We start from the raw sequence: 26,942 nt of genomic DNA on the forward strand, positions 1-26,942 counted from the left end.
GTGCTTCCTTTTGACGATTGGCGCGTGGAATCAGGGCGCTATGGTACCTGTCCACCGGGCAAAACGCGAATGTGGCCGGGGCAAATTCGGCGTAGCCAGCTATAATCAATGCCTATGGGGGAACGTTATCTAAAGAGTGTGCGCTTGCTGGCGGAATGCCTGCAAGGCTTCGAGCGGTTTTCCGGCGAGGCGGTGCGCCGCTGCGGCCTGACGCATGCACAGTTCGACATTATCGCCACGCTGGGCAATACGCCCGGGATGACGTATAAGGAGCTGGGCGACAAGACATTGATCACCAAGGGCACGCTGACGGGCGTCATCGAGCGCCTCGACAGCAAGGGTTTGGTGGAAAGAATCCGCTCGAGCGAAGACAAGCGTTCTTTTTCGGTGCGCCTGACGGTGCAAGGCGAAAAAATCTTTGCCGACGTCTTTCCGACCGTCGTCGCCCAGGGCAAGGCGCTGTTCGCGCCCTATTCCGATGCCGATTTCGATGCCATGGACCACACGCTGCGCAAGCTCAAGCAACTCCTGGCCGAGCGTTCCACCTGCCCCACAACACAACAACAGAAGGAAGAATTTTGAAAACCACCCTGCTCGAAGGCCAGACTCCCGCCAAATTTGACAAGAACATCATTGGCAACTTGCTATTGAACGTGGCCACGCCCGACGAAGTGCGCCAGGAAAAAATGCTGATCGGCGTGCGCAACGAAGAGGGCGACATTTACCGCCTGATCGGCGCGACCAAGGTCAACAGTTTCATGAATGCGGTGGAGGAACTTTTCGACCTGGGCCTGGTCGATGAGCTGAAGGATACGGAAGCACCGCAAGATGGCTACGACGCCATTTTCAGCGAGCCTTAATCTGCTGCACAAACGCGCAGCACAGGCGTAGAATAATGCTTCGAAGCACTCTTTGGCGGCAAGTTTTGACCAACTTATAGGGGTATAAATTTCTCATGGACAGACTTGAAGCCTTCAAGAGCATTGCTGCTCAAGCAAGCCGCGGCGAGCTTACCTTTCCCACCAACGTGGATGCCACGCTCAAGCTGCAACGGGCGCTGAACGATCCCGATTGCCATGCCGAGGTCGCCGCGCGCCTGGTGCAGTCCGAGCCGCTGCTGGCCGCGCGCACCGTCGCCATCGCCAACTCGGTCGCCTACAACCGCTCCGGCAACGAAATCACCAATGTGCGCAATGCCGTGCAGCGGGTGGGTTTTCGCACGCTCAATGCGCTGGCGGCGGCCGTCATCGTGCGCCAGCTCGACAGCAAGATCACCCAGCCCGCCCTGCGCGCCAAGGCCGATCAGTTGTGGAAACATTCGGCGCACGTGGCTGCGCTCTCGCAGGTGATCGCCAAACGGGTGGCGCACCTCGACCCTGAAACGGCGCTGTTTGCCGGCATCGTGCACGAAGTGGGCGGCTTTTACCTGTTGTCGCGCGTGGAAGAGTTTCCGGGCCTGTTGGACGGCGACCCGGAGGAATGGGTCGAGTACGGCGAAGTGCAGATTGGCCGCTGTGTGTTGCAAAAATTGAATGTGCCTGCGGCTGTCATGCAAGCCATTGAAGGCTTGTGGGCGGGCATGCGCGCCTTGCCGCCGGAAACCTTGGGCGACACCCTGTTGCTGGCCAACGATCTTTCGCCGATCGCCTCCCCGCTGCATGAGCGCGCGGGCGCGACCAGCATGCAGTCTGCTTCGACGATCGACTTCGTGATTGGCGAAGGCACCTTGAACAGCATCCTCGAAGAGTCGGCCGAAGAGGTCAAGACGCTCACGGCGGCACTGCTGTAAAAGCGCTGGACAAAAAAACGCCCGCTGGTAAGAGCGGGCCAAGTCCAAAACTAGGGATGTCCTGAAAGAGACAACTGAACTATAGTTCCTCGTGTATTTTCTTTCTGTGCGTTGCCACACACAAGCAAAAGATTCCACGAGGAAATACGAATTAATTGATTTCCAGCACGTTTGGAAGCTTCATCATGCGCTTTTTTTCCCTCTTCGGTACCTGACAACGAGACTAGTTGCCACCGCGCTGCGCACGTATTAGTATCGCAAACTTAGCGATTACCTAATTCGAAAGCCCGGATGCCGACTTCATGTCAAACAGCGTGCTGACCGCCGCCGAGCGTACCAGCCTGCGCGACGCCTCCATGCGCGTGCGCGAAAGCATCCTCCAGATTGTCTACGACGCCGGTTCCGGCCACGTGGGCGGCGCCCTGAGCCAGACCGACATCCTGGTCGCCCTGTATCACCGGGTGCTGCGCTTCGACCTTGCGCGGCCCGACTGGGCGCAGCGCGACCGCTTCATCCTGTCCAAGGGCCACGGCGGGCTTGGACTGGCTGCGGTGCTGGCCGATTGCGGCCTGCTCGAACCTGCGCTGCTGTCCAACTTTGGCGACACCGGCAGCGCGCTGGGCATGCACATGGACCACCGCCAGGTCAGCGCGATCGAGACGGCCACCGGTTCGCTCGGCCACGGCCTGGGCATCGCCACCGGCATGGCGCTCGGCGCGCGCCTGCACCGCTGGCCTTCGCGCACCGTGTGCCTGCTGTCGGACGGCGAATGCTACGAAGGCTCGACCTGGGAAGCGGCGATCGCGGCCTCCAGCCAGCGCCTGAACAAGCTGATCGCCATTGTCGACCGCAACCGGCTGACGATGGATGGCTTCACCGAACAGGAAGTGCCGCTCGAACCGCTGGCGCAGAAATGGCAGTCGTTCGGCTGGCGCGCCGTCACCTGCGACGGCCACGACCACGACGCGCTGGCCGACGCGCTCGCGCAGGCGTGCGCGCCGTGCGAAGCGCCCAGCGTGATCATCGCCGACACCGTCAAGGGCAAGGGCGTGGCCTTCATGGAGGACCAGGCGCGCTGGCACTACGGCGCGCTCGACTCGCAGATGCTGGCCGTGGCGCTGGCGTCGGTGCGCGCGGGAGCGCCGGCATGAGCACGAGCCACGCAAGCGCCAAGATCCAGGGCTTCACCTGGACCGTCGAAGACGTCAACCTGATCAGCGAGGCCGAAACCTGGGGCGAGGTGCTGGTCAAGGCCGGGCATGCCGATCACCTCATCGTCGCCCTCACCGCCGACCTGGGCAACTCGACCAAGATCGGCCGCTTCAAGGCGGCCTTCCCCGAGCGCTATTTCAATGTCGGCATCGCCGAGCAAAACCTGATGGCGGTGGCGGCCGGCCTGGCCGCGACCGGCTTTACGCCCGTGGTGTGCAGCTACGCGACGTTTGCCACGCTGCGCGCGGCCGAATTCGTGCGCACCGATATCGGCTACGGCGCGCGCAACGTCAAGATCATCGGCACGCTGGCGGGCGTGGCCTACGGCCAGGGCGGGCCGACCCACCACGCCGTCGAGGACCTGGCCATCATGCGCGGCATTCCCGGGATGGTGGTGCTGGCCCCCGCCGACGGCCATGAAATGGGCGCCGCGCTGCTGGCCGCGCTGGCGCACGCGGGGCCGGTCTACCTGCGCCTGGGGCGCGGCGTGGAACCCGACCTGCCGGCCCTGCACGGCCTGCCCTTTGAAATCGGCAAGGCGCGCGAACTGGCGCCTGGCTCCGACGTGGCGCTGTTGGCCATCGGCCCGTGCGTGCACGAAGCCTTGCGCGCCGCGCGCCGGGCCGCGCGCCACGGCGTGAGCGTGCGGGTGCTGAACGTGGCATCGGTCAAACCGCTCGACCGCGCCGCCGTGCTGGCCGCCGTGCTCGAGGTGGGGCGGGTGATCACGGTCGAAGACCATTCCATCGTCGGCGGCCTGGGAACCGCGGTGGCCGAAGTGATCGCCGAATCGGGCCAGGGCTGCAGTTTCCGGCGCCTGGGCCATCTGGACACTTTCCTGCCGATGGGCGTGCCCGAAGACCTGATGCATATCGGAGGCTTCGATGAAGACGCGATCCTGGCCGCCATCGCCGCCATGATGGGCGCCGACTTTACCGAGCGTGTCGATTGGGAGAACGCCCCGTGAGCGCGCGCGAGGAACTGCGCGCGCGCGTCTTCCTGCGCGCCCTGGTGCCGCTGCTGGAACTGGTGGTGCGCGACCTTCCCTCCATGGCCGGCGCGTTCGCCAAGGTGGAGGCGAGCGTGCAGATCGCGGTAGCGAATTCGCCGCTGGCCGCGCGCCTGGTGTTTGCCGGCGGCGCGCTGCAGGTCACCCACGACATTGGCCCGGCCGAACTGGAGTTCACGTTCAAGGATGTCGCCGCCCTCAACGCGTTTTTCGGTGGGGCGCTGGTGCTGCCATCGGTGTCAGGCGCTCTGCGCCATCCGGTGCTGTTCACGCGCGTGGCGCGCCTGTTCGCCACGCTCAACATGCTGCAGCCGCAAGCGGCGCCGCTCGAACCTGCACAACGCAGCTTGCGCGTGACGCTGCTGCTGCAGCTTGTCACGCGCGCGCTGGCCGAGCTGCAGCATGGCGCTCACCCCGGCATGACGGCGCTCACCGCGGCAAGCCCCGACCGGCTGTACCAGTGGACCGTGGCGCGCGAAGGCATCGTGTGCTGGCTGCGCATGAAGGAAGGCAAAGTACTGACCGGGCGCGGCGCCTGCACCGCTCGCGAGCCGTTCGTGCATTTCGTGTTCCCCGATGTGGACGCCGCGCTGGCGGTGCTGACCGCCACCGGCAGCCAGATGGACGGCGTGCGCGGCGGCGCGGTCGAAGTGATCGGCAGCCCCGAGTACAGCCGCAAAATCAGCCTGCTGATGCAGCAGGTCGACCAGCTGCTGGTGGAGGGTTGATTGCATGAAGGCGATGGAGACGACTGCGTATTATTCGTTCGGGGTGCCGCTGTATTTCCTGCTGATCTGGCTTGAAGCACGGCGCGCAAAAAAGCGCGGGATGCCCGCCATCACGCTGCCCGTATCGATCAACAATCTGTCCACCGGCCTTGGCACGATGGTCATCGGCCTGTTTCTGGGTCCCGCGCTGATCCTCCTGTACGAGTGGGCGTTTCGCCATTTCGCGCTGCTGCACTGGGGCGCGGGCAGCTGGCAGCCGTGGGTGCTGGCGCTGGTGCTGGCCGACTTTGGCCACTACTGCCACCACCGGTTCGACCACCGCGTGGCGGCCTGCTGGACGGTGCACGGCGTGCATCATCAGCCCGAGCAGATGAACTATACGGTCGCAATGCGGCACGCCTGGTTTTCAGATCTGTATTCGTTTCCGTTCTATGTGTGGCTGCCACTGGCCGGGGTGCCGACCGCGCATTTTTTCATCATCACCACCTTGATGTCGCTGCATGCACTGCTGACGCATACCGAACAGTTTCGTTTTCCCAGCCTGGGTATCTTCGTCACGCCGCAGTCGCATGTGCTGCACCACGCGAAGAACGATCCGTATGTGGACAAGAATTTTGGGGCCATGCTGTGCATCTGGGACCGGCTGTTCGGCACCCACGTGCGGCGCGATCCGGCGCACGCGCCGCAGTACGGCAGCAGCAACGGCTATGAGACGCATGACGGGGTCAGGTCGCAGTTCGTGCTGCAGCGCGACCTGTGGCGCCTGGCGCGCCAGGCCGGGTCATGGCGCGAAGGCTTGCGCGTGCTGTTCGGGCGTCCCGGGACGCTGCCTGCGGGCGCGCGCGCGCCGGTGCCGGGAACGGCCTTGCCGGCGGCGAGCATTGGGCGCGGCGTCAAGATCTATGCGGCTGTGCAGTTTGTGGTGACGCTGTGCTTGTCGCTGCTGGTCTTGATCCCGCGCGATGATTTTGCGTGGCAGTGGCAGCTGGCTGCGGCAGTGGCGACGGTAGCGGCGTTGTCGTCGATTGGCGGCTTGCTCGATGGGCGGCGCCGGGCGTGGGCGGTGGAGGCTGCCAGGTGCGCCGTCACGCTGGCCGCCGGTGCCTGGGTGCTGCTGGCGTGAGCGGCGCTGCCGCCGGTATGAACGTGCTGCAGGACCGTAGGTCGGATAAGCGAAGCGCAATCCGACCTACGGTCCTACCGCCCGATCTCGAAAGACGCCGGGAAAACCATGCGTACTGCCCGTTGCCTCCGTCTACCGCACCAGCCCCAGCTCCGCCCGCAAGCGCGCATCCACCGACGGCTTCCAGATCTGCTGATCGAGCCAGTAATGATGAAAAAACAGCCCCCAGTACAGCGCCAGAAACATCTGCGCCGCGTGCGAGGGCGCCAGTTGCCCGGGCGGCGGCGCGCCCCGCAAGAACGTGAGCCACAGATACAGCAGCGACACCACTACCATCACCCCATACGCCAGCAGCGGCTTGCGTCCAAACACATCGGCAGCGCGGCGGCGGCTGGTGGCAATCACCATCCCCAGATACTGCATCCCATGCACAATCCCGGCCACCACGCTGGCGGCCATGAACACTTGCTCGGGCGTCAGCACCCCTGGCAGCAGCGGCTCGCGCATCCCCACCGCAAAAAACGCAAACAGCGTGCTACCGACCGCCACGAACAGTGCCAGCAAGCCTGGCCTGAGCGTCTCGCCGCGCCGCCAGCGCTGCACCAGCGCCAGCATCCACCCGCACACGGCCAGCCCCAGCGCGCCGGCCAGCACGGCGGCGACAACGCGCTCGCCGTGCCCGAGCGCAGGCGCCAGACCGAGCTGGGCACGATTGAAACGGTGGACAAAAATGAACAGCGCGACCGCGCCCCACATGGTGGCGTGCAGCAGGCGGCTGTCGAGAAGGCGCGCCTGTGCGCTGGCCTTGCCCAGCCGCTGGTACACCGACACAATGCCGTGATGCTGGCGCACCGCATGGTGATACGACCATAGCGCGGCGCCACCCAGCAGCAGCAAGAACAGGTCGGGCCGGCCCAGCCACCATGATGCAATGAGCATGAATGGCGCCGGCAGCAGCCACAGCAAACTGACCAGCAGCATGCGCCGCCGTTCGCGCCGGCACTGCGCGTCGAGGTAGGTGCGCTGCCATGTCGCCACCAGGTGCGGCCCTTCAATCAGCCACAGCCACAATAACCACAGCGGCATGATGGTTGCCGGCACCGCCAGCGCAAGCGAGCCTGCGGCCACGGCCAGCATTCCGGCACCAAAGAAAAAGCACCGGTCAAAGCTGCGCCCGCCGATCCAGCCGGGAGTGCCTTGCCAAGCCGTCGCGCCAGTGTCTTGCATCGTTCACCCGTAAAAAAAGCTCCTGCACTTGATTGTAGGAGCTTTTGGCGGGAATGGCCGGATTACCAGCGCACGTCGGTTTGCTGCCAGGCCTCGAGTGCCTTGATGCGTTCGAACCAGGCCATCACATTCGGGAAGCGCTCCAGGGGCAGGCGGCCGCGCTCGATGTACATCAGCGACGGGGCGATCGCCAGGTCCGCCAAAGTGATCGACTTGCCGGTCACCCATTCGCGCCCTTCAAGCTGGGCGTCGAGCACGGCGCCGAACTGCAGCAGCTCGCGTTCGCCGCGCGCCAGTTCGCGCGGGTCGGCTTCGCCCATGCCGCGCATGGCTTTCCAGATATTTTCAAACGTCAGCACGCCGACCGCCGGCGCGAAATGCTGGCTGACCCAGAACATCCAGCGGTTGACGTCGGCACGGGCGCGCGCATCTTGCGGGTACAGTTCCTGGTCCGGCGAAAGGTCGGCCAGGTACTGCATGATGGCGCACGATTCCCATAACGAAAAATCGCCATCTTCCAGCACCGGCAGCTTGCCGTTCAGGTTGATCTCACGCAGACGCTTGCGCTCTGCCTCGTCCTTGAGGTTGACTTCGAGCAGCTCGAGCGGCATGCCCAACAGGTGGGCGGTCAGACGCACGCGGCGCGCATTCGATGACAGGGGGTTGGTGTAGAGTCGCATGTCGTATCTCCTTGGTGTTGTGAACAGGCCTTCATCATAAGGGCGGCCTGCGACAGTTTCTGTCAGGAGTCCGGGTCGATATCGAGTTCCTTGCGCCAGCGCGCCAGCAGGTCGCTGCGGTGCGCCGGATAGCGCTCGCCCGTGCTGTCCGCCTGCCTAACGCGGTCGATGCGAAAGTGCCGAAAGCTCGAGCGCAGTTCGCACCAGCCGGCCAGGATGCGCCGCCCTTCAAAAAACGCCAGCGCGAACGGCCACACCACGCGCTCCGATTCCTTGCCGGCCTCGTCGCAATACAGCATGCGCAGCTTGTGTTCGTGGCGAATCGCTTCGCGCGCGGGCTGCAGGAACGCTTCACTCGAGCGCGCCGCGCGCGGACCCGGCACCCACAGGCTGGTTTCTGCCATGGCGTCGCGCAGGTCGCGCGGGGTGGCGGTGGCAATTTTTGCGAGCGCGTTGCTGGCCGCCTGGGCCAGGCCGTCGTCGCCCTGCTGCCGGACCCAGCGCGCACCCAGCACCAGCGCTTCGAGTTCGTCGGGGCTGAACATCAGCGGCGGCAAAAACATCCCGGCGCGCAGCAGGTAGCCGACCCCGGCTTCGCCTTCGATGGGCGCGCCCAGGCCGGCCAGCGTCTGGATGTCGCGGTAGATGGTGCGTTCCGATACGCCGAGCTTGTCGGCCAGCGCGGCGGCGGTGACGGGGCGGCGGTTGGCGCGCAGCGCGTCCATCAGCAGGAACAGGCGTCCGGTGCGGCTCATGGTTCTCCAAATGAAAAATGCCGCGTAGCGCAAAGGCTACACGGCATGTATTGCAAAGCGGCTCAGGCAGTCGCGTTAGACGACGGCCCCGTCCGTTTCATCTTTTTCCTTGATCGGCTTGATCAAGTCTTCGCGCTTGACGCCCAGCCACATGGCGATTGCCGCCGCCACGAACACCGACGAGTAAATGCCGAAGCAGATACCGATGGTCAGCGCGATGGCAAAGTGATGCAGCGTGGTGCCGCCAAAGAACAGCATCGACAGGACCATCATCTGGGTACAGCCGTGGGTGATGATGGTGCGCGAAATGGTGCTGGTGATCGCGCTGTCAATGACTTCTTCAACGCTGGCCTTGCGCACCTTGCGGAAGTTTTCGCGGATTCGGTCAAAAATCACCACCGATTCGTTGACCGAGTAGCCCAGCACCGCCAGCACGCCGGCTAGCACCGCCAGCGAAAACTCCCACTGGAAGAAGGCAAAAAAGCCCAGGATGATGACGACGTCGTGCAAGTTGGCGATGATGGCCGACAGTGCATATTTCCATTCGAAGCGAACCGCCAGATAGACCATCACGAACAAGACCACCATGATCAGCGCGTATGCGCCATTGGTTGCCAGTTCGTCACCCACCTGCGGACCGACGAACTCGACTTTGCGCTGTTCGAGCACCTGCGCGTTGGCCGGGTTGAAGCAACTTGCCTTGGTCTGTTTGACGCCTTTGGCATCGGCCAGTTCCACCGACTTGGGCTCGCCGCCCTCGGCCTTGCACAGGGTCTCGAAGACGATCTGCGAACTGCTTGCGCCAGGCACGACCTTGACTGGCGGCAGGCGCAGCATGACGTCTTGCGCGGTGCCGAAAGGCGTCACTTCAGGCGCCTCGTAGCCGAGCTTGTGCAAGTCGGCGCGGATTTTTTCAAGATTGGCCGCGGCCGGATAACGCAGTTCCATCACCGTGCCGCCGGTAAATTCGACCGAATAATTCAAGTTCTTGGTAAAAAGAAAAAACACGGCTGCCACGAAGGTCAGCGCCGAAATCACGTTGAAAATCAACGCATGGCGCATGAAGGGAATATCTTTCTTGATGCGGAAAAATTCCATCTTAAATCCTGTTGTAGTGAGTACGTCTTGGGTACTGATGAATACGTATTATTTCGCGACCGAAAGGCCAGGCGTCCAGACGGTACCAATCGATACGCCGCCGAGCTTTTTCTTGCTGCCGTACCAAAGGTTGACCACACCGCGCGACAGGAATACCGCCGAAAACATCGACGTCAGGATACCCAGGCAGTGAACCACGGCAAAGCCGCGCACCGGACCGGAACCGAACACCAGCAGCGCGATACCGACGATCAGCGTGGTGACGTTGGAGTCGAAGATGGTGGCCCAGGCGCGGTCGAAACCGGTGGCGATGGCCGACTGCGGCGACGCCCCGCTGCGCAATTCCTCGCGGATGCGCTCGTTGATCAGTACATTGGCGTCAATTGCCATGCCCAGCGCCAGCGCAATTGCGGCAATACCGGGCAGGGTCAGCGTTACCTGCAACAGCGACAGCAAGGCCAGCAGGAACAACAGGTTGGACGCCAGCGCCACGACGCTGAAGAAACCAAACATGTGGTAGTACAAGATCATGAAGATGGCGATGGCGATGAAGCCATATACCGTCGAGTACAAGCCTTTTTCGATGTTCTCGGCGCCAAGCTGAGGGCCGATCACGCGCTCCTCGACAAACTCCATGGGCGCGGACAAGGCGCCCGAGCGCAGCAGCAGCGCCAGTTCGTTCGATCGTTCCGCCGTGCCCATGCCGGTGATATTGAAGCGGCTGCCCAGTTCTTCCTGGATGGTCGGAACCGACAAAACACTATATTTGCCCTTTTCCTTGAGCAAGATGGCCATACCCTTGCCGACCCGCTCGCGCGTGGCTGCGCGCATCTTTCGCCCGCCGTCGCCGTTCAGCTCAATCGACACGACCGGCTGATGGTTCTGGTCGACGGTGCCGATGGCCGAGCTGATGTAGTCGCCCGTCAGAACAATGTCCTTGTACACGACCACCGGAACGCCCTGTTCGGCGGTGAACAATTCCGAGTTCAGTGGAATGGTGGCGCTGGTCTCGGTGCCGCGCGTGACGCTGGTGTCGACCATGCGCAGTTCGAGCGTGGCGGTGCGCCCGATGATGTCCTTGGCGTGGGCGACGTCCTGCACGCCCGGCAGCTGAACCACGATGCGGTCTGCGCCCTGCTGCTGGATGATCGGCTCCGACACGCCCAGTTCGTTGATCCGCTTGGACAACGTGGCAATGTTTTGCTTGACGCCTTCTTCGGTGGCTTTCTTGAGCGCTTCCGGCTTGATCGACAAGACCAGCTTGCTGCCTTCGCCATCCACCGATTCGGCGAACAGCAGTTCGGTCGTCTCTTTGGCCAGCAGTTCGCGCGCCTTGGTGCAGCTATCTGCATCGCGGCATTTGATTTCGACGCTGTTACCCGTGCGCTCAATGCCGGTGTGCAGGCTCTTGCCGCGCAGCTGGCTGCGCACGCTCGAGACCACGCCCTTGATCTTGTTGTCGGTGGTGGCCGCAACGTCCACCTGCAGCAGGAAGTGCACGCCACCGCGCAAATCCAGGCCCAGGTTCATCGGCGCGGCATGCACCAGTTGCATCCACTTGGGCGTGTTCTTCACCAGGTTGACCGTGACGATATAGTTCGGGTCGGCCGGATCGGTGTTCAGCGCCCGCTCGAGCGCCAGTTTGGCCTTGAACTGCTCGTCCGTGGTAATAAAGCGCACGCGCACCGAGGTGGTGTTGCCGCTACCCTCGACTTGGACTGCCTGCGCCGCAACGCCAGCCGTCCTGAGCGCCTCGGACACGCGCTGTGCGGTGTCGGCGCTGATCTTGAGGGTGGTGCGGCCGGTCGTCACCTGCAACGCCGGCGATTCGCCGAAGTAGTTGGGCGCCGTGTACAGCGCGCCGAACAGCAGCGCGATGACGATCAAAACGTATTTCCAGACGGGATAGCGGTTCATAGTATTCCAGCGGTCAGATTGAGCAGGCAAGCGGCGCGATGCCGCCCGTCAGGCTTACAGCGACTTCAGGGTGCCTTTTGGCAGCAGGGTGGTCACTGCGTGCTTTTGCACGGTGATTTCGGTGTTGGCGGCAATTTCGAGCATCACGTAGGTGTCGAGCACTTTGGTGACTTTGCCCAGGATGCCGCTGGCGGTGACGACTTCATCGCCCTTGGCCAGCGCGTCCATCATCTGGCGCTGTTCCTTGGCTTTCTTTTGCTGCGGGCGGATCATCAGGAAGTACATGACCACGAACATCAAGACCAAGGGAAGGAAGGTGGACAGGTTGCCCATCAGGCCCGAATTTGCAGCAGCGGGGGCCGCTTGTGCGTAGGCGTTAGAAATAAACACGAGAACTCCAGGGTGAATTGGTTGAATGAGTAAAAAAAGCAGCGCTGTATTCTAGCATCGACGGGTGTGCCAAGACCAATTGGGGGTAGTTGGCCTGTTAATTTGTTTTTGCAAGGTGTTGATTTGCAATAAATTTGTGTTGGGCCGCCAGGCACCCCACCGTTAAACGCCGCGGGCGCGGGCAGCGTTGAACTCCAGCCTGAACGCATGAAACCGGTCAGCATCGATCGCATCGCGCATTTCGCTCATCAACTTCAGGTAATAATGCAGGTTGTGAATCGTATTCAACCGCGCCCCTAAAATTTCTTTCGAGCGGTGCAAGTGATGCAGATATGCACGCGAAAAGTTTTTGCAGCAATAGCAGTCGCAACTCTCATCGAGCGGGCCCATGTCTTCCTTGTAGCGTGCATTCTTGATCTTCACATCGCCAAAACGCGTGAACAGCCAGCCATTGCGAGCATTTCTGGTCGGCATCACGCAATCGAACATGTCGATGCCATTTGCCACGCCGGCCACCAGGTCTTCCGGCGTACCCACGCCCATCAGATAGTGCGGCTTGTTGGCCGGCAGCTTTGGTCCGACGTGCGCCAGCATGCGCATCATGTCTTCCTTCGGTTCGCCCACCGATAGCCCGCCAATCGCAATGCCGGGGAAGTTGATCTCTTCCAGGCCGGCCAGCGACTCGTCGCGCAAATGCTCGAACATGCCGCCCTGGACGATGCCAAACAGCGCGTTCGGGTTCTGGCCCTGGGTGAATTCATTCATCGAACGCTGGGCCCAGCGCAGCGACATGCGCATCGACTTGCCCGCTTCCTCGGTCGTGGCCGGCCGGCCGTCAATCTCGTAAGGCGTGCATTCGTCGAACTGCATCACGATGTCGGAATTGAGCGAGCGCTGGATCTGCATCGAAATTTCGGGCGAGAGGAACAGTTTGCTGCCGTCGATGGGTGACTGGAACTTGACGCCTTCTTCGGTAATCTTGCGCATTGCGCCCAGCGAAAACACCTGGAAGCCACCCGAATCGGTCAGGATCGGCCCGTCCCAGCCCATGAAGCCGTGCAGGCCGCCAAATTTGTCGAGCACTTGCGTGCCCGGACGCAGCCACAGGTGGAAGGTATTACCCAAAATGATCTGGGAACCGATTTCCTTCAGCTCCACCGGCGACATCGCCTTGACCGAGCCGTAGGTGCCCACCGGCATGAAGATCGGCGTTTCGATGACGCCGTGATTGAGCGTCAGGCGGCCGCGGCGCGCGTGCGACAGGCCGCTGGTGTCGGTTTTCAGGAGTTTGAAGTCGAGCATGTTTAAACGTTCTTTGTAGTGAGCAGCATGGCGTCGCCATAGCTGAAAAAGCGGTATTCGCTGGCGATCGCATGCGCGTAGGCGCGCCGGATGGGTTCATAACCGGCAAAGGCGGACACCAGCATCAGCAGGGTCGACTTGGGCAGGTGGAAGTTGGTAATCAGGCGCGTGACGGTCTTGAAGGTGTAGCCGGGCGTGATGAACAGGGCCGTGTCGGCGCTGCCCGCTTCCAGCTGGCCCGACTGCGACGCCGATTCGAGTGCGCGCAGGCTGGTGGTGCCGACGGCGACAACGTCACGCCCGGCGGCCTTGGCGGCGCGCACCGCGTCCACGGTCGCTTGCGGCACGCTGTACCACTCGGTGTGCATCTTGTGCTCGGCCAGCACTTCCACCCGCACCGGCTGGAAGGTGCCGGCGCCCACGTGCAGCGTGACGTAGGCGAAGTTGACGCCCTTGGCCTTCAGCCTGGCCAGCAGGGCTTCGTCGAAATGCAGGCCGGCGGTGGGTGCGGCCACCGCGCCCGGCTCGCGCGAATACACGGTCTGGTAGCGCGTTTCGTCGAATGCGTCGGCGTCATGCTCAATGTACGGCGGCAGCGGCAGGCGGCCGTGCGCTTCGATCAGGTCGAACACGTCGCCGTCGAACGTGAGCGTGAAAAACTCGCCGGCGCGCTCGCCCGCGGTGACGTTGAAAGCGTCGGCCAGGCGGATCTTGTTGCCCGGCTTGGGCGACTTGGAGGCGCGCACCTGGGCCAGCACGGTGCGCTTGTCGAGCACGCGCTCGACCAGCACCTCGACATTGCCGCCGGTTTCCTTGACGCCGAAAAAGCGCGCCTTGAGCACGCGCGTGTCGTTCATCACCAGCAGGTCGCCGGGGACGAGCAGGTCGACCATGTCCCCGAACTGGCGGTCGATGATGGTGTCAAGGTCCAGGTGCAGCAGGCGCGAGGCGCTGCGGTCCGGCAGCGGCAGTTGCGCGATGCGTTCCGGGGGCAGGTCGAAATCGAAGTTGGAGAGCGAATACATAGTTTGAATCAGCATAGAAGAGATTGAGTCAACGTGACGCTTGGCGGATTGCGCTTTGCTTATTCGCCCTACGGTTTTCCGGCTACGAACCGTAGGGCGGATGCAATCCGCCAAGAGTGGCCGCGACTGCGTACAATAGCGCTCACGCGTCGGGCAACCCTCTATTTTATCCTAGCGCAGCTAAATCGCAGCAATATGCCCCCATCAAAACCAAAAGCCGCGCCAAAAACCAACGAAAGCAAGCTCGCCAAGCTGGGGCTGCACACCGATATGGACCTGGTGCTGCACCTGCCAATGCGCTACGAGGACGAGACGCAAGTGGTCCCTATCCGCGAGGCGTGCCTGCGCGGCGGCCACGTGTCGCAGGTGGAAGGCGTGGTCACCAAGAACGAAATTTCTTACCGGCCGCGGCGCCAGCTGCTCGTCACCATCGCCGACGAAACGGGTGACTTGCTGCTGCGCTTCATGAATTTTTACGGCAGCCAGGTCAAGCAGCTGGCCGAAGGCACCCGCGTGCGCGCCCGGGCCGAACTGAAACACGGTTTTTTCGGCGCCGAGATGGTCCATCCCGGCTACAAGGTGGTCAATGAAGGCGCACCGCTGCCCAAGGAACTCACGCCCGTGTATCCGTCCGGCGAAGGCCTCTCGCAAGCCATCCTGCGGCGCGCCATCGCCGACGCCATGAAGCGGGTCGACTGGGCCGACACCCTGCCCGCCGCCCTGCTCTCGTCGATGAGCCTGTCGAACTTTGAACCGGCGGTGCGCCTGCTGCACTACCCGCCGCAGGAAATCGACGCCAACGCGCTGGTCGACCGTTCGCATCCGGCCTGGGTGCGCATGAAATTCGACGAACTGCTGGCCCAGCAGCTCTCGCTCAAGCGCGCGCAGCGGGCGCGCCGCGTGAAAGGCGCGCCGGTGCTCAAAACGGTCGGCGCGCTGTCCGAAGGCTTTTTGGGAGAACTGCCCTTCAAGCTGACCGGCGCCCAGCAGCGCGTGCTCAAGGAGATTCGCGCCGACCTCAAAAACGGCTACCCGATGCAGCGCCTGCTGCAGGGCGACGTCGGCAGTGGCAAGACGGTGGTGGCGGCGCTGGCGGCGGCGCAAGCCATCGACAGCGGCTACCAGGCCGCGCTGATGGCGCCGACTGAAATTTTGGCCGACCAGCACTTTCGCAAAATCGCCGCGTTGATGGAGCCGCTCGGCGTGAAAGTGGTGTGGCTGACCGGCAGTCTGAAAAAAAAGGACAAGGTCGCCGCCACCGCGCTGGTTGAATCGGGCGAGGCGCAACTGGTGATCGGCACCCATGCGCTAATCCAGGACACGGTGCAATTTGCCAAACTGGGACTGGTGATCGTCGACGAACAGCACCGCTTTGGCGTGGGCCAGCGCCTGACGTTGCGCAACAAGGGCAGCAATGGCAAGACGCCGCACCAGCTGATGATGTCGGCCACGCCCATTCCGCGCACGCTGGCGATGACGTATTACGCCGACCTTGAAGTGTCGGTGATCGACGAGCTGCCGCCTGGCCGTAGCCCCATCGTCACGCGCGCGATCGACCAGAACCGGCGCGATGAAGTCATCGAACGGGTGTACGCGGCGACGCTGGAAGGCCGGCAGGTGTATTGGGTCTGTCCGCTGATCGAGGAGTCCGAGGCGCTGCAGCTGCAAACGGCGACCGACACGCATGCGATGCTGGCCGAGGCCTTGCCCGACTTGCAGGTGGGGCTGGTGCATGGCCGCCTCAAGCCGGCCGAAAAGCAGGAAGTGATGGACGCTTTTACCACCAACGACGTGCAAGTGCTGGTGGCCACCACCGTGATCGAAGTGGGGGTGGACGTGCCCAACGCGTCGCTGATGGTGATCGAACATGCGGAGCGCTTTGGCCTCTCGCAGTTGCACCAGCTGCGCGGGCGCGTGGGCCGCGGCTCGGCGGCCAGCGTGTGCCTGCTGCTGTATCAAAGTCCGCTGGGGCAGATTGCAAAGCAGCGCTTGATGACAATGCGCGAGACCACCGATGGCTTCGAGATCGCCCGGCGCGACCTGGAAATTCGCGGGCCGGGCGAATTTTTAGGCGCGCGCCAGTCGGGGCAGGCGATGCTCAGGTTTGCCGATCTGGAGACCGACCAGTGGCTGGTGGAGCAGGCGCGCGGCGTGGCGCACAAACTGATTCATGATGCGGTTGATGATGTGGTCGAGGCGCATCTGGCGCGCTGGCTCGGGGGCAAGGAAGAATTCTTGAAGGTTTGATGGGTCTTGGGCGGCGCATGGTGGAATGCGCCCGTTGGGCTTTTCCACCCTACGTTTGCGGTATCGGTTACCACTTTTGCTTGGGCCTGAACACGCTGGCGTCGGCGTAGAAGGCGGCGTCCTGGCCCTCCCACCAACCCGGCACGCCCAGCACCGGCAGCGGTGTAAAGCAGGCGGTGCTCAAGCCTTCGGCGGCCAGCGATGCGGCCACGTGCGCGTCGATCCAGGTGCGCTGCGCATCGTGATCGAGCGCGAAAAAGGCGTCGCCTGCCGGCACCACGCGCGTGTGCGCGGTGATTGCCTTGCGCGGGGCGACCAGCTTTTCCATCAGTGCGTGCCCGAACAGCCACACCTGTACGTCGGGGCCGAACGCGGCGCAGCGTTCATGCAAGGCTTCGCTCCACAAATGCGCGCGCAAGGCCTCGACCAGCGCTGCGCCCTGCGAACCTTGGCGCACCACCAGCAGCGCGCAATTTTCATCAAAGATGGTGGCGCCGTCGCGCGCCGAGCCGCGCGACTTGCCCACGCCCGCCAGCGCGATCTGCGCCGCCTGCAAGGCATTGAGCTGCAGCTTGATGCGCGGGAAAGTGAGCCACACCAGGCCGTTGAAAAAGTCATGCAGGTTCTCGCGCGTGGGCACGCAGCCGGTGGCGCCGATGAATTCTTCGTAGGCGCGCCCTTCGGGCAAATCGGCCTGCGGCACAAAGCGCACCGGCTGGCCGCGCTGGTTCACCAGCGCCAGCGCGGCGGCGCCGGCATTCAGAGCGCCGGTGAGGCCGAGCGCGTCCAGGTCCGGGTCCAGGCCCGCAAAGGCGGGCCGCACCGAATCGTACCAGCGGCGCGTCCAGTCGATCTGCGGGAACATCGGCCTACAGCAGCTTCCAGTTGATCTGCTCGCCGCCGTTCAGCGGCACCAGCGTGGACTCGGCCAGCGGCACCGTTTGCGGCAGCGTCCAGGCTTCGCGCTTGAGCGTCACGGTCCCGGTATTGCGCGGCAGCTCGTAGAAATCCGGACCGTGGAAGCTGGCGAAGGCTTCGAGCTTGTCGAGCGCGCCGGCACGTTCGAACGCTTCGGTGTACATCTCCATCGCATGCAGGGCGGTGTAGCAGCCGGCGCAGCCGCACGCGGTTTCCTTGGCGCCGATGGCATGCGGGGCGGAGTCGGTACCGAGGAAAAAGCGTTCGTCGCCGCTGGTGGCCGCCGTCATCAAGGCCAGGCGGTGTTCTTCGCGCTTGAGTACGGGCAGGCAGTAGAAGTGGGGACGAATGCCGCCCTTGAAAATCTCGTTGCGGTTGTAGAGCAGGTGGTGGGCGGTGATGGTGGCGGCAATCGGGCCGTCCGCTTCGGCCACGTATTGCGCCGCGTCTTTGGTGGTGATGTGCTCGAAGACGATTTTCAGCGCCGGCATGTCGCGCCGCAGCGGACGCATTACCCGTTCGATGAATACCGCTTCGCGGTCGAACAGGTCGATGTCCTGGTCGGTCACTTCGCCATGGACCAGGAAGGGTATGCCCACTTCCTGCATCACTTCAAGCGTCTTGTAGCAGCGCGTGAGGTCGGTCACGCCGGCGTCCGAATTGGTGGTGGCGCCGGCCGGGTACAGCTTGACGGCGTGCACGAAGCCGCTGTCGGCCGCGCGCCGGATTTCGTCGGGGTCGGTATTGTCGGTCAGGTAGAGCGTCATCAAGGGCTCGAACGCCATGCCGGACGGCAGCGCGGCCAGGATGCGCTCGCGGTAGGCTTGCGCCATGGCGGTGGTGGTGACCGGCGGCTTGAGGTTGGGCATGACGATGGCGCGCGCGAACTGGCGCGCGCTGTGCGGCAGCACGCTGGCCAGCGCCGCGCCGTCGCGCAGGTGCAGGTGCCAGTCGTCGGGGCGGGTGATGGTGAGCGATTGCGGGGTGGCGAGGAGGGTCATGGCAGCTTTCGGCGAAGGATGCAGCATTTTACCTGCCCCCACGCGTGTTGGGGCGCCGGCAGCGGCGCCGGAAGTTGTCGCGCCTGGCTTGCTAAGCTCGCGCTTTGTCTAGAAACCGTTGGCATTGCGCATCAACTATTGTCTAAAAATGCGAACTTTTGTCTTTCTCTGATTTTCCGGGATAAAGTCGAGCTTGGTTCCGGGTTGGCAGTACTGCATGCTTGGCCGCCCGCAGGCGCAAGGGACATCGGAATCAACGGGTCATATTGAAACACCACGCCTTTGGAGATCGCATTGAAAAAATCAATGATTGCTCTGCTTGTGTTGTTGCCATCGATGTAAGCCAGCGCTTCCGAACTCACCACCTGCACCGCCAGCAAGCGGGTCTACCTGACCGGCACCGTCATCAGCGCGCCCCGCTTCGCTTCGTCAAGTTCCACCCGGGATGGGCGTACTAGGTCTACCAGGCCGCATCGATCTGCGCGGCCAACGCCGACCCGGTGGCCGAATACCACGAAGCAGGCGAGCGCGAAGCGTTCCTGCGCGAGCGCGCCGCCATGGTCAAGCTGTGCGCGGGCATGTCGCCGGCCCAGGTGCAGGAAAGGCTGGCCTTTTTGGACACCGCCGCGCGCGCCGGACACGTGGGCGCGCAGATCGACTTTTACATGGAAGGCCCGTACGGGCGCGATTTCGATGTTGCCGACAACCCGGGCGACCCCACTGTCGTGCAATGGAAAACCGATGCGCTGGCCTACCTGAAGCAAGCGGGCCGCACCTGCGACCAGTTCGCGCTGGCGCTGCTGTCGACCGTCTACGATGCGGGCCAGCTCACCGGGCGCGATCCGGAGGCGGCCATGGCCTACAGTATCGCGGCCGCGGTGCCGCGCAAAAAGCTGCTTGCAGAGGCGCAGCTGCGCGAACGCTTTGGAGACGAGCTGTCGGCGGCGCAGTTTGCCAGCGCGCAGCAGCGCGGCGCCAGCCTGGCGCGCGAGGCTTGCGCCAAGTAGGCCGCAGCCTGACAATCCTGGTGCCAGCCGTCAGCCGCTCAGTGAATGATCTTGGCCAAGAATTCGCGCGCCCGCTCGGACGCCGGCTGCGTGAAAAACGCCTGCGTCGGCGTATCTTCGACAATCCGGCCGTGATCCATGAAGATGATGCGGTCGGCCACCTTGCGCGCAAAACCCATCTCGTGGGTTACCACCATCATCGTCATGCCCTCCTGCGCCAGGCCGACCATCACGTCGAGCACTTCGGTGATCATTTCCGGGTCAAGCGCGGAGGTGGGTTCGTCGAACAGCATTGCGACCGGGTCCATCGCCAGCGCGCGCGCGATCGCCACGCGCTGCTGCTGGCCGCCCGAGAGCTGGCTGGGGAACTTGTCCTGCTGCGCCAGCAAGCCAACCCGGTCCAGGTACTTCAGGCCGCGAACAGTGGCTTCCTCGCGCGTGCGCCCCAGCACCTTGATTTGCCCGAGCGTCAGGTTGTCGCGTACCGACAGGTGCGGGAACAGCTCGAAATTCTGGAACACCATGCCGATGCGCGCGCGCAGGCGCGACAGATCGGTCTTGGGCGCACCCACCGACACGCCGTCGACGATCACTTCGCCTGCCTGGAACGGCTCCAGGCCATTGACGGTCTTGATCAGGGTCGACTTGCCCGAGCCGGACGGGCCGCAGATGACCACCACGTCGCCCTTGTCGACGCGCGTGCTGCACTCGGCCAGCACCTTGAAAGCGCCGTACGACTTGCTGACATTTTTAAGTTCGATCATGTTGTTTTCTTGCCTGTTCGGGACGGGTGCGGTCGGCTTGACAGCACCCCCGCCCACTAGGATACTGCCAAACTTGCAATGAGAATGCTATTTTGCCCAGAAGGCAAGCTTAGGCTCATCGGCTCACTGACTCATCAACTCATCGGCCTACCAACAGGATGCGCACCAAATGAACAAGAAGAATCGCCTCACCCTCTACATTCTCGGCGCACTGGTGCTCGGCCTGATCACCGGCTACGCCGCCAACCTGATGCTGGCCGATCCCAAACCGTTTGCCGATTACCTATCGCTGGTCACCACGGTGTTCCTGCGCCTGATCAAGATGATCATCGCCCCGCTCGTGTTCTCCACCCTGGTGGTGGGCATCGCCAAGATGGGCAGCGCCAGCGAGGTGGGACGCATCGGCGCCAAGGCGCTGCTGTGGTTCGTGCTCGCGTCGGTCATGTCGCTCTCGCTCGGCCTGGTGCTGGTGAACGTGCTGCAGCCGGGCGTGGGCATGGAACTCGAGCCCTTGGCCAAGACCGACATCACCACCGCCAGCTTGACGCTCAAGGAATTTGTCACCCACCTGGTGCCCGCGTCGATCGTCGATGGCATGGCCAAGAACGAGATTTTGCAGATCGTGATTTTCTCGCTGTTCTTCGGCACCGCGGCCGCTGCGGTGGGCGAACGCGCAAAACCGTTGATCGACGCGATCGACGGCGTGGCCCACGTCATGCTCAAGGTGACCGGCTACGTGATGAACCTGGCGCCGATCGCGGTGTTTGCCGCCGTGACGGCGATTATCGCCAAGAGCGGCCCGAAAGTGATCGCCAAGTACAGCGTTTTCATGGGCGAATTTTACCTCGGCATTGCGCTGTTGTGGCTGCTGCTGATTTTTGCCGGCTTCCTGTTCCTCGGTCCGCGCGTCATTGCGCTGCTGCGCGAACTGCGCGAACCAACACTGCTCGCGTTTTCGACCGCGTCGTCCGAAGCGGCCTTCCCCAAAACGCTGGAAGGCCTGGAGCGCTTTGGCGTGCGCAACCGGATTGCCGCCTTCGTGCTGCCGATCGGGTATTCGTTCAACCTCGACGGCTCGATGATGTACTGCACCTTCGCCACCATTTTCATCGCCCAGGCTTACGGCATTCACATGGAGTGGAGCACCCAGCTGACAATGATGCTGGTGCTGATGCTGACCTCCAAGGGCATGGCGGGCGTGCCGCGCGCCTCGCTGGTGGTGATTGCCGCCACGCTGGCGCAGTTTGGCCTGCCTGAACAAGGCTTGCTGCTGCTGCTCGGGATTGACCACTTCCTCGACATGGCGCGTTCGGCCACCAACGTCATCGGCAACGGCATCGCCACCGCCGTCGTGGCGAAGTGGGAAGGCGAACTGACCAATCCAACGCAGGAAGACCTGGCTACCGCCCCGCTGCCTTGAGCTGCCCCGCCCATTTATCAACACCCTAGTCAGTCCAGGAGACCGCATGCTTCGTAAAAATCCCGCGCAATCGATGTTGGCGCTGTTCGGCCTATTGTTCTTCATGGCCGCGCACGCCGAGTCGGCCGCGCCCAAGCTGGCCAATGTGACGATCCTGGCGACCGGGGGCACCATCGCCGGCACCGGCGCCTCGTCCACCACCACCGTCGGCTACACCGCCGCCACCGTCGGCGTGCAGCGCCTGATCGCGGCGGTGCCGGAACTGGCCAAGGTTGCCAACGTCAGCGGCGAGCAGGTGTTCCAGATCGCCAGCGAGAACATGAGCAATGAGCACTGGCTCACGCTGGCCAAGCGCGTCAATGTGTTGCTGGCCCAGCCGAATGTGGACGGCATCGTCATCACGCACGGCACCGATACGCTGGAAGAAACCGCTTATTTTTTAAACCTGGTCGTCAAGAGCCGTAAACCCGTGGTGCTGGTGGGCGCGATGCGGCCGTCGACCGCGATCTCGGCCGACGGCCCGATCAACTTGTATAACTCGGTGCTGCTCGCGGCCAGCCCGGAAGCGGTGGGCAAGGGCGTGCTGGTGGCGATGAATGACCAGATCCAGTCCGCGCGCGATGTCGCCAAGAGCAATACCTCGACGCTCGATGCGTTCCGCACTTCCGAGCTGGGCATGCTCGGTTATATCCAGGGCGGCAAACCGTTCTTTTATCGCCAGCAGCTGCGCAAGCATACGAGCGACACCGAGTTCGATATCGGCGCGCTGCAGGTGCTGCCGGCGGTGGAGATTGTGTATGGTTACGCGAATATGGGGCCGGTGGCGGTCGATGCGTTTGTGGCCACAGGCGCCAAGGGCATCATCCATGCGGGCGTGGGGGACGGCAGCCTGGCGTCCAAGGTCAAGCCGGCGCTGGTGGCGGCGCGCGCCAAGGGTGTGGTTGTGGTGCGCGCAAGCCGCGTGGGCCAGGGGATTTTGGCGCGCAATGGCGAGGCCAATGACGATGAGCTGGACTTTGTGGTGGCCGATACCTTGAGTGCGCAAAAGGCGCGCATCTTGCTGATGCTGGCGCTGACCAAAACCAGCAATACCAAGGAGATTCAGCGGATGTTTTATACTTACTGAGGCGGTGAGAAATGGCGGAATGCGCTGCGCTTTTCCGCCCTACGGGCGCATCCATGCAAAAGGTGCACCATTCGCTGACGACACCGCGTAGGGCGGAAAAGCGCCAGCGCATTCCGCCACATTGTTGGCTATTTTTTCAGCCGCAACGGTCGCTGCGCGATGCAAACCAAGGCGTCACGTCGGCACCGGAGACGCCAGCAACTCTTCATCCTGCCTGGCCTGCTGCCGCTCCCACATCTGCCGGTACAAACCATCCTGCGCGAGCAGGGCCTGATGCGTGCCGCGCTCGACGATCTTGCCGTGATCGAGCACCAGGATCTGCTGCGCGTCGGCCACCGTCGAGAGCCGGTGCGCAATCACCAGCGTGGTGCGGTTCTTTGCAATTTCCTTCAACTGCGCCTGGATCGCCTGCTCGGCCTTTGAATCGAGCGCCGATGTGGCCTCGTCAAAGATCAGGATCGCGGGATTTTTGAGCAGGGTGCGGGCAATTGCCACGCGCTGCTTTTCGCCGCCCGACAGCTTCAAGCCGCGCTCGCCCACCATGGTTCCATACCCGTCCGGCAAAGTCTCGATGAAGTCATGGATCGACGCCGCCCGCGCTGCCGCGACAATATCGTCCTGCGTGGCGCCCGGTTTGCCATAAGCGATGTTATACCCGATGGTGTCATTGAACAGCACCGTATCTTGCGGCACAATGCCGATCGCGCTGCGCAGCGACTCTTGCGTGACGTGGCGCAGATCCTGGCCGTCGATGCTGATGCCACCGCTGTTGACGTCATAAAAGCGGAACAACAAGCGCGACAAGGTCGACTTGCCCGAGCCGCTGTGCCCCACCACCGCCGTGGTGGTCCCGGCCGGGATCGTGAAGTCCACGCCGAACAAAATCTCGCGATTGCTCTCGTAGCTGAAGTTCACGTTTGAAAACACGACCTGCGCGCCGCGCGTCTGCAGTGCCTTGGCGCGCGGGTCGTCGGCCACTTCCTTGTTCTGGTCCAGCAGCGAGAACAGGCGCTCCATGTCGGCCAGGCTTTGCTTGATCTCGCGGTAGATCACGCCCAGAAAATTGAGCGGAATGTACAGCTGGATCATGAAGGTATTGACCAGCACCAGGTCGCCCAACGTCATGCTCCCGGCGATCACGCCGGCGGTGGCGCGCCACAGGATCAGCGTGACGGCGGTGGCGATAATCAGGGACTGCCCTGTGTTGAGGAACGACAGCGAGGTCTGCGACTTGACTGCGGCGTTTTCAAACCCCTTCAGGCCTTCGTCGTAGCGCGTTGCTTCGTAATCCTCGTTGCCGAAGTACTTGACGGTTTCATAGTTGATCAGCGAGTCGATCGCTTTGGTGTTGGCCTTGGAATCGAGGTCGTTCATGGTGCGCCGGAAGTGCGTGCGCCAGTCGGTGACGAGGACGGTAAAGGCGATGTAGGTCACCAGCGCCACCGCGGTGATGACTGAAAACCAGATGTCGTAATGGGTCACCAGGTAACCGAGCACGAGCGTGATTTCGACCAGCGTGGGCAAGATATTAAACAGCGTGAACGAGATCAGCGAGCTGACGCCGCGCGTGCCGCGTTCGATATCGCGCGTCATGCCCCCGGTCTGGCGGTTCAGGTGAAAGCGCAGCGACAGCGCATGCAGGTGGCGAAACACGCGCAGGGCAATGGTGCGCACGGCGCGCTGCGTGACGCGCGAAAACAGGAACTCGCGCAGCTCGGTAAACACGGTTGTCGACAAGCGCAGCATGCCATAGGCGACCAGCGCCCCGAGCGGCAGCACCAGCAGCGCATGCGGGCTGGCCGGGTTGATGGTGAGCTGGTCGATGAGCTTTTTGAGCACCATCGGCACGCCCACGTTGGCCACCTTGGCGGCGATCAGGCAGGCCATGGCCGCCATCACGCGCCATTTGTAGACCCACAGGTAGGGAAACAGCGTCTGGATGACGGCCCAGTCGCTGCGGACTACGGCTTTGGGGTCGGCGACAGGGGGTGGCGTGCTGGAGGAATGGTGGCGCATTGGCAGAGGTCTGATATTTATGGTTCAATCTAGGCGATTGTAGCCTTTCATGAGAATTCAAGATGACCACGCCCGAAAAAGACGCTTCCGCACCATCCACCACGGGCCTTCCTCCTGGCAAAATGCCGCAATTGCGGGTTATGCCGGCGCCGTCCGACGCCAATGTCTACGGCGATGTGTTCGGCGGCTGGATCATGGCGCAGGTCGACATTGCCGGTTCGCTGCCGGCCACGCGCCGCGCCAACGGCCGCGTTGCCACGATCGCGGTCAACTCCTTCGTATTCAAGCATCCCGTGTTCGTAGGCGACCTGCTGTCGTTTTACGCCGATATCGTCAAGGTCGGCAACACATCGGTGACCGTGTACGTTGAAGTGTATGCCGAGCGTAACCGCCTGCAGGCCGACACCGTCAAGGTGACCGAAGCGACGCTGACGTATGTGGCCACCGGCGACGACCGCAAGCCGCGCAAGCTGCCCGCGCTCGACAGCACCAGGGCCGACTGCTAAGGTGCCGGTGCAGCAGCAGCGCCGGATTTTCCTGCTGCGCGGCGCGCGCCTGGCCGGCCTGGGCGCCGCGCTGGGGGCGGCCGGCGCCAGCGTGGCGGCCCCGGCCCCGCGCGCGCAAGCTTATTCATTCAGTCTCGGTGTCGCTTCCGGTTCGCCCCTGCCCGACTCCGTTATTCTCTGGACGCGCATCCTGGCCGATCCGCTCAATGCACAGTCGATGCCGCCAGTGGCCGTTCCGGTGCGCTGGGAGGTGGCGCACGACCAGGCGTTTACCCGTATCGTCGCCGCGGGTACGGCAACCGCCTCGCCCGCACTGGCCCACAGCGTCCATGTAGACGTCAAGGGACTGGCACCGGCGCGCTGGTACTGGTACCGCTTCATGCTGGGCGACGCCGTCAGCCCGGCCGGGCGCACCCGCACCGCGCCCGCGCCGGGCACCATGCCCGGGCTGCTCAAGCTGGCCGTCGCCTCCTGCCAGCACTGGGAGTTTGGCGCGTACGCGGCGCACCGCCATATCGCAGCCGCCCATCCGGACCTGGTGGTGTTTTTGGGCGACTACATCTACGAGTGGGGACCGTACCAATTGCACCACCCGGCCAGCGCGCAGCGGGTGAACGAGTCGTACTCGCTGGCCGACTACCGCGCTCGCTACGCGCAGTACAAGAGCGACCCGGACCTGCAGGCGGCGCACCTGGCCGCGCCCTGGATCGTGACCTGGGACGACCATGAAGTGGCCAACGACTACGCGCGCGACCGCGACGAGCTGCTCACGCCCGACTTTGCAGCGCGCCGCGCCGCGGCCTACCAGGCCTTCTACGAGCACATGCCGCTGCGCCTGGCAACGCCGCGCTCGGGTGCCTTTGGCGACGTGCGTATCTACCAGCGCTATGACTGGGGCCAGCTGGCGCGCCTGCACGTGCTGGACGACCGCCAGTACCGCGCGGTGCAGGCGTGTGCGCCCAAGGGGCGCGGTGGTTCAAGCTCGGTCACGCGTGCCTGCAAGGCGTTGGCCGATCCGGCGCGCAGCATGCTCGGCGCGCAGCAGGAAGCGTGGCTGGCCGAAGGCTTTGCGTCGTCGAAAGCACGCTGGAATATCGTGGCGCAGCAAACGCCCATGGCGCAATCGAGCCAGCTGCCGCTCACTACGCCCGGTGGCGGGCGCTTCTGGAACGATGGCTGGGATGGCTATCCGGCGGCGCGCGCCCGGCTGTTCGATGCGCTGGTGGCGAGCCGCGCGGCCAATCCGGTGATCCTGTCGGGCGACGTGCATACTTTTTACGCGACTGATCTGTTGGCCGATTTCGGGCGCCCCGTCTCGGCGCGCAATCCCGTCATTGCCACCGAGTTGTGCGGCACTTCCGTTACCTCGAGCTCCAGGGGGCAGGCGCGCACGCAGCAGTTTGTCGACATGAACCCGCACATCAAATATGGCCGCAGCGACAAGCGGGGCTTCATGCTGATGGAAATTACGCCGGAATCGACTTCGACCGTTTTTGTCGGCCTGGACAATGTGCGCGACCCGAACAGCGCGGCGGCGCGCCTGGCCAGCTTTGGCGTCGCGAACGGTCGACCGGGCGCGCGGCGCACTGGATGAGGCAGCAAATCAGGTAGTAAAAACCACATTTCCCAGCACTTTTCTATCAAATATTGTAGTAAAACTACGTTTACGATATATTTGCCGC

Annotated in this window: 26 protein-coding genes; 13 read left to right on the forward strand and 13 right to left on the reverse strand. The window is 63.3% G+C overall.

Annotation, left to right across the window (positions count from 1 at the left end; translation table 11 throughout):
- Nucleotides 1–114: 114 nt before the first annotated feature.
- The 7 genes from ACP7BV_RS10985 (at nucleotide 115) to ACP7BV_RS11015 (ending at nucleotide 5,861) form a co-directional block, all read left to right on the forward strand.
- A complete protein-coding gene (locus ACP7BV_RS10985; protein WP_426103859.1) occupies nucleotides 115–582 on the forward strand; it encodes a MarR family winged helix-turn-helix transcriptional regulator in 468 nt (155 codons plus the stop codon).
- Nucleotides 579–860 (forward strand): hypothetical protein, encoded by a 282-nt coding sequence (locus ACP7BV_RS10990; protein WP_426103860.1) that lies wholly within the window; start codon nucleotides 579–581, stop codon nucleotides 858–860. Before ACP7BV_RS10985 ends, ACP7BV_RS10990 begins: the two co-directional genes overlap by 4 nt.
- 95 nt (nucleotides 861–955) lie before the next feature.
- Nucleotides 956–1,789: an HDOD domain-containing protein gene (locus ACP7BV_RS10995; protein ID WP_426103861.1), complete on the forward strand. Its 834-nt coding sequence runs from the start codon at nucleotides 956–958 to the stop codon at nucleotides 1,787–1,789.
- A gap of 302 nt (nucleotides 1,790–2,091) precedes the next feature.
- Nucleotides 2,092–2,940: a transketolase gene (locus ACP7BV_RS11000; protein ID WP_426103862.1), complete on the forward strand. Its 849-nt coding sequence runs from the start codon at nucleotides 2,092–2,094 to the stop codon at nucleotides 2,938–2,940.
- The gene (locus ACP7BV_RS11005) at nucleotides 2,937–3,968 is read left to right on the forward strand and encodes a transketolase family protein (protein ID WP_426103863.1); all 1,032 of its coding nucleotides are present in this window, start codon (nucleotides 2,937–2,939) and stop codon (nucleotides 3,966–3,968) included. Before ACP7BV_RS11000 ends, ACP7BV_RS11005 begins: the two co-directional genes overlap by 4 nt.
- Nucleotides 3,965–4,738, forward strand: a complete 774-nt coding sequence (locus ACP7BV_RS11010; RefSeq protein WP_426103864.1) for a hypothetical protein — start codon at nucleotides 3,965–3,967, stop codon at nucleotides 4,736–4,738. The genes ACP7BV_RS11005 and ACP7BV_RS11010 overlap by 4 nt, the downstream gene beginning before the upstream one ends.
- A 4-nt stretch (nucleotides 4,739–4,742) precedes the next feature.
- Nucleotides 4,743–5,861 carry a sterol desaturase family protein gene (locus ACP7BV_RS11015; protein WP_426103865.1) on the forward strand — a complete coding sequence of 373 codons (1,119 nt, stop codon included), beginning with the start codon at nucleotides 4,743–4,745 and terminating at the stop codon, nucleotides 5,859–5,861.
- Nucleotides 5,862–5,993: 132 nt separating this feature from the next.
- On the opposite strand, the gene ACP7BV_RS11020 is transcribed toward ACP7BV_RS11015, so the two are convergent.
- From ACP7BV_RS11020 to queA, 8 genes are all read right to left on the reverse strand, one after another.
- Nucleotides 5,994–7,088, reverse strand: coding sequence for a hypothetical protein (locus tag ACP7BV_RS11020; protein WP_426103866.1), 1,095 nt, complete (start codon nucleotides 7,086–7,088; stop codon nucleotides 5,994–5,996).
- Between the two features lie 62 nt (nucleotides 7,089–7,150).
- On the reverse strand, nucleotides 7,151–7,768 hold the full coding sequence (locus ACP7BV_RS11025; protein ID WP_426103867.1) for a glutathione S-transferase family protein: 618 nt from the start codon (nucleotides 7,766–7,768) through the stop codon (nucleotides 7,151–7,153).
- Between the two features lie 62 nt (nucleotides 7,769–7,830).
- Nucleotides 7,831–8,523, reverse strand: coding sequence for a helix-turn-helix transcriptional regulator (locus ACP7BV_RS11030; protein WP_426103868.1), 693 nt, complete (start codon nucleotides 8,521–8,523; stop codon nucleotides 7,831–7,833).
- A 75-nt stretch (nucleotides 8,524–8,598) separates the two neighbouring features.
- The gene (gene secF, locus ACP7BV_RS11035; protein WP_426103869.1) at nucleotides 8,599–9,621 is read right to left on the reverse strand and encodes a protein translocase subunit SecF; all 1,023 of its coding nucleotides are present in this window, start codon (nucleotides 9,619–9,621) and stop codon (nucleotides 8,599–8,601) included.
- Between the two features lie 48 nt (nucleotides 9,622–9,669).
- Entirely contained in the window at nucleotides 9,670–11,538 is a 1,869-nt protein-coding gene (gene secD / locus ACP7BV_RS11040; protein WP_426103870.1) for a protein translocase subunit SecD, read from the reverse strand.
- Nucleotides 11,539–11,592: 54 nt separating this feature from the next.
- Nucleotides 11,593–11,928, reverse strand: a complete 336-nt coding sequence (gene yajC, locus ACP7BV_RS11045) for a preprotein translocase subunit YajC (RefSeq protein ID WP_426103871.1) — start codon at nucleotides 11,926–11,928, stop codon at nucleotides 11,593–11,595.
- A gap of 162 nt (nucleotides 11,929–12,090) precedes the next feature.
- On the reverse strand, nucleotides 12,091–13,230 hold the full coding sequence (gene tgt, locus ACP7BV_RS11050) for a tRNA guanosine(34) transglycosylase Tgt (RefSeq protein WP_426103872.1): 1,140 nt from the start codon (nucleotides 13,228–13,230) through the stop codon (nucleotides 12,091–12,093).
- Between the two features lie 2 nt (nucleotides 13,231–13,232).
- Nucleotides 13,233–14,255 carry a tRNA preQ1(34) S-adenosylmethionine ribosyltransferase-isomerase QueA gene (gene queA, locus ACP7BV_RS11055; RefSeq protein ID WP_426103928.1) on the reverse strand — a complete coding sequence of 341 codons (1,023 nt, stop codon included), beginning with the start codon at nucleotides 14,253–14,255 and terminating at the stop codon, nucleotides 13,233–13,235.
- Between the two features lie 195 nt (nucleotides 14,256–14,450).
- Between queA and recG the strand changes: the two genes are divergently transcribed.
- A complete protein-coding gene (recG, locus tag ACP7BV_RS11060; protein ID WP_426103873.1) occupies nucleotides 14,451–16,502 on the forward strand; it encodes an ATP-dependent DNA helicase RecG in 2,052 nt (683 codons plus the stop codon).
- A 67-nt stretch (nucleotides 16,503–16,569) separates the two neighbouring features.
- Here the strand turns inward: recG and ACP7BV_RS11065 are convergent, their stop codons facing one another.
- The 3 genes from ACP7BV_RS11065 to ACP7BV_RS11075 form a co-directional block, all read right to left on the reverse strand.
- Nucleotides 16,570–17,367, reverse strand: coding sequence for a DUF3025 domain-containing protein (locus tag ACP7BV_RS11065; RefSeq protein ID WP_426103874.1), 798 nt, complete (start codon nucleotides 17,365–17,367; stop codon nucleotides 16,570–16,572).
- Nucleotides 17,368–17,371: 4 nt separating this feature from the next.
- Nucleotides 17,372–18,421, reverse strand: a complete 1,050-nt coding sequence (gene pyrC / locus ACP7BV_RS11070) for a dihydroorotase (RefSeq protein WP_426103875.1) — start codon at nucleotides 18,419–18,421, stop codon at nucleotides 17,372–17,374.
- 131 nt (nucleotides 18,422–18,552) lie between these two features.
- A complete protein-coding gene (locus tag ACP7BV_RS11075; RefSeq protein ID WP_426103876.1) occupies nucleotides 18,553–18,801 on the reverse strand; it encodes a hypothetical protein in 249 nt (82 codons plus the stop codon).
- 120 nt (nucleotides 18,802–18,921) lie between these two features.
- On the opposite strand from ACP7BV_RS11075, the gene ACP7BV_RS11080 reads away from it, so the two are divergent.
- Nucleotides 18,922–19,428, forward strand: coding sequence for a hypothetical protein (locus ACP7BV_RS11080; RefSeq protein ID WP_426103877.1), 507 nt, complete (start codon nucleotides 18,922–18,924; stop codon nucleotides 19,426–19,428).
- A 38-nt stretch (nucleotides 19,429–19,466) separates the two neighbouring features.
- Here ACP7BV_RS11080 and ACP7BV_RS11085 read toward each other — a convergent pair whose 3' ends face one another.
- Entirely contained in the window at nucleotides 19,467–20,192 is a 726-nt protein-coding gene (locus ACP7BV_RS11085; RefSeq protein WP_426103878.1) for an amino acid ABC transporter ATP-binding protein, read from the reverse strand.
- Between the two features lie 169 nt (nucleotides 20,193–20,361).
- Between ACP7BV_RS11085 and ACP7BV_RS11090 the strand changes: the two genes are divergently transcribed.
- Together ACP7BV_RS11090 and ACP7BV_RS11095 are read left to right on the forward strand one after the other, a co-directional pair.
- Complete coding sequence (locus ACP7BV_RS11090) at nucleotides 20,362–21,612, forward strand: dicarboxylate/amino acid:cation symporter (RefSeq protein ID WP_426103879.1); 1,251 nt, start codon at nucleotides 20,362–20,364, stop codon at nucleotides 21,610–21,612.
- A 46-nt stretch (nucleotides 21,613–21,658) separates the two neighbouring features.
- Complete coding sequence (locus ACP7BV_RS11095) at nucleotides 21,659–22,738, forward strand: type II asparaginase (protein ID WP_426103880.1); 1,080 nt, start codon at nucleotides 21,659–21,661, stop codon at nucleotides 22,736–22,738.
- A 174-nt stretch (nucleotides 22,739–22,912) separates the two neighbouring features.
- Here the strand turns inward: ACP7BV_RS11095 and ACP7BV_RS11100 are convergent, their stop codons facing one another.
- On the reverse strand, nucleotides 22,913–24,754 hold the full coding sequence (locus tag ACP7BV_RS11100) for an ABCB family ABC transporter ATP-binding protein/permease (protein WP_426103881.1): 1,842 nt from the start codon (nucleotides 24,752–24,754) through the stop codon (nucleotides 22,913–22,915).
- Between the two features lie 62 nt (nucleotides 24,755–24,816).
- Here ACP7BV_RS11100 and ACP7BV_RS11105 point away from each other — a divergent pair, with 62 nt between their 5' ends.
- A complete protein-coding gene (locus tag ACP7BV_RS11105) occupies nucleotides 24,817–25,260 on the forward strand; it encodes an acyl-CoA thioesterase (protein WP_426103882.1) in 444 nt (147 codons plus the stop codon).
- 7 nt (nucleotides 25,261–25,267) lie between these two features.
- Nucleotides 25,268–26,854: an alkaline phosphatase D family protein gene (locus tag ACP7BV_RS11110; RefSeq protein ID WP_426103883.1), complete on the forward strand. Its 1,587-nt coding sequence runs from the start codon at nucleotides 25,268–25,270 to the stop codon at nucleotides 26,852–26,854.
- Nucleotides 26,855–26,942: the final 88 nt, after the last annotated feature.

This window comes from Massilia sp. TSP1-1-2, assembly GCF_049896185.1.
Classification (GTDB): domain Bacteria; phylum Pseudomonadota; class Gammaproteobacteria; order Burkholderiales; family Burkholderiaceae_D; genus Telluria_A.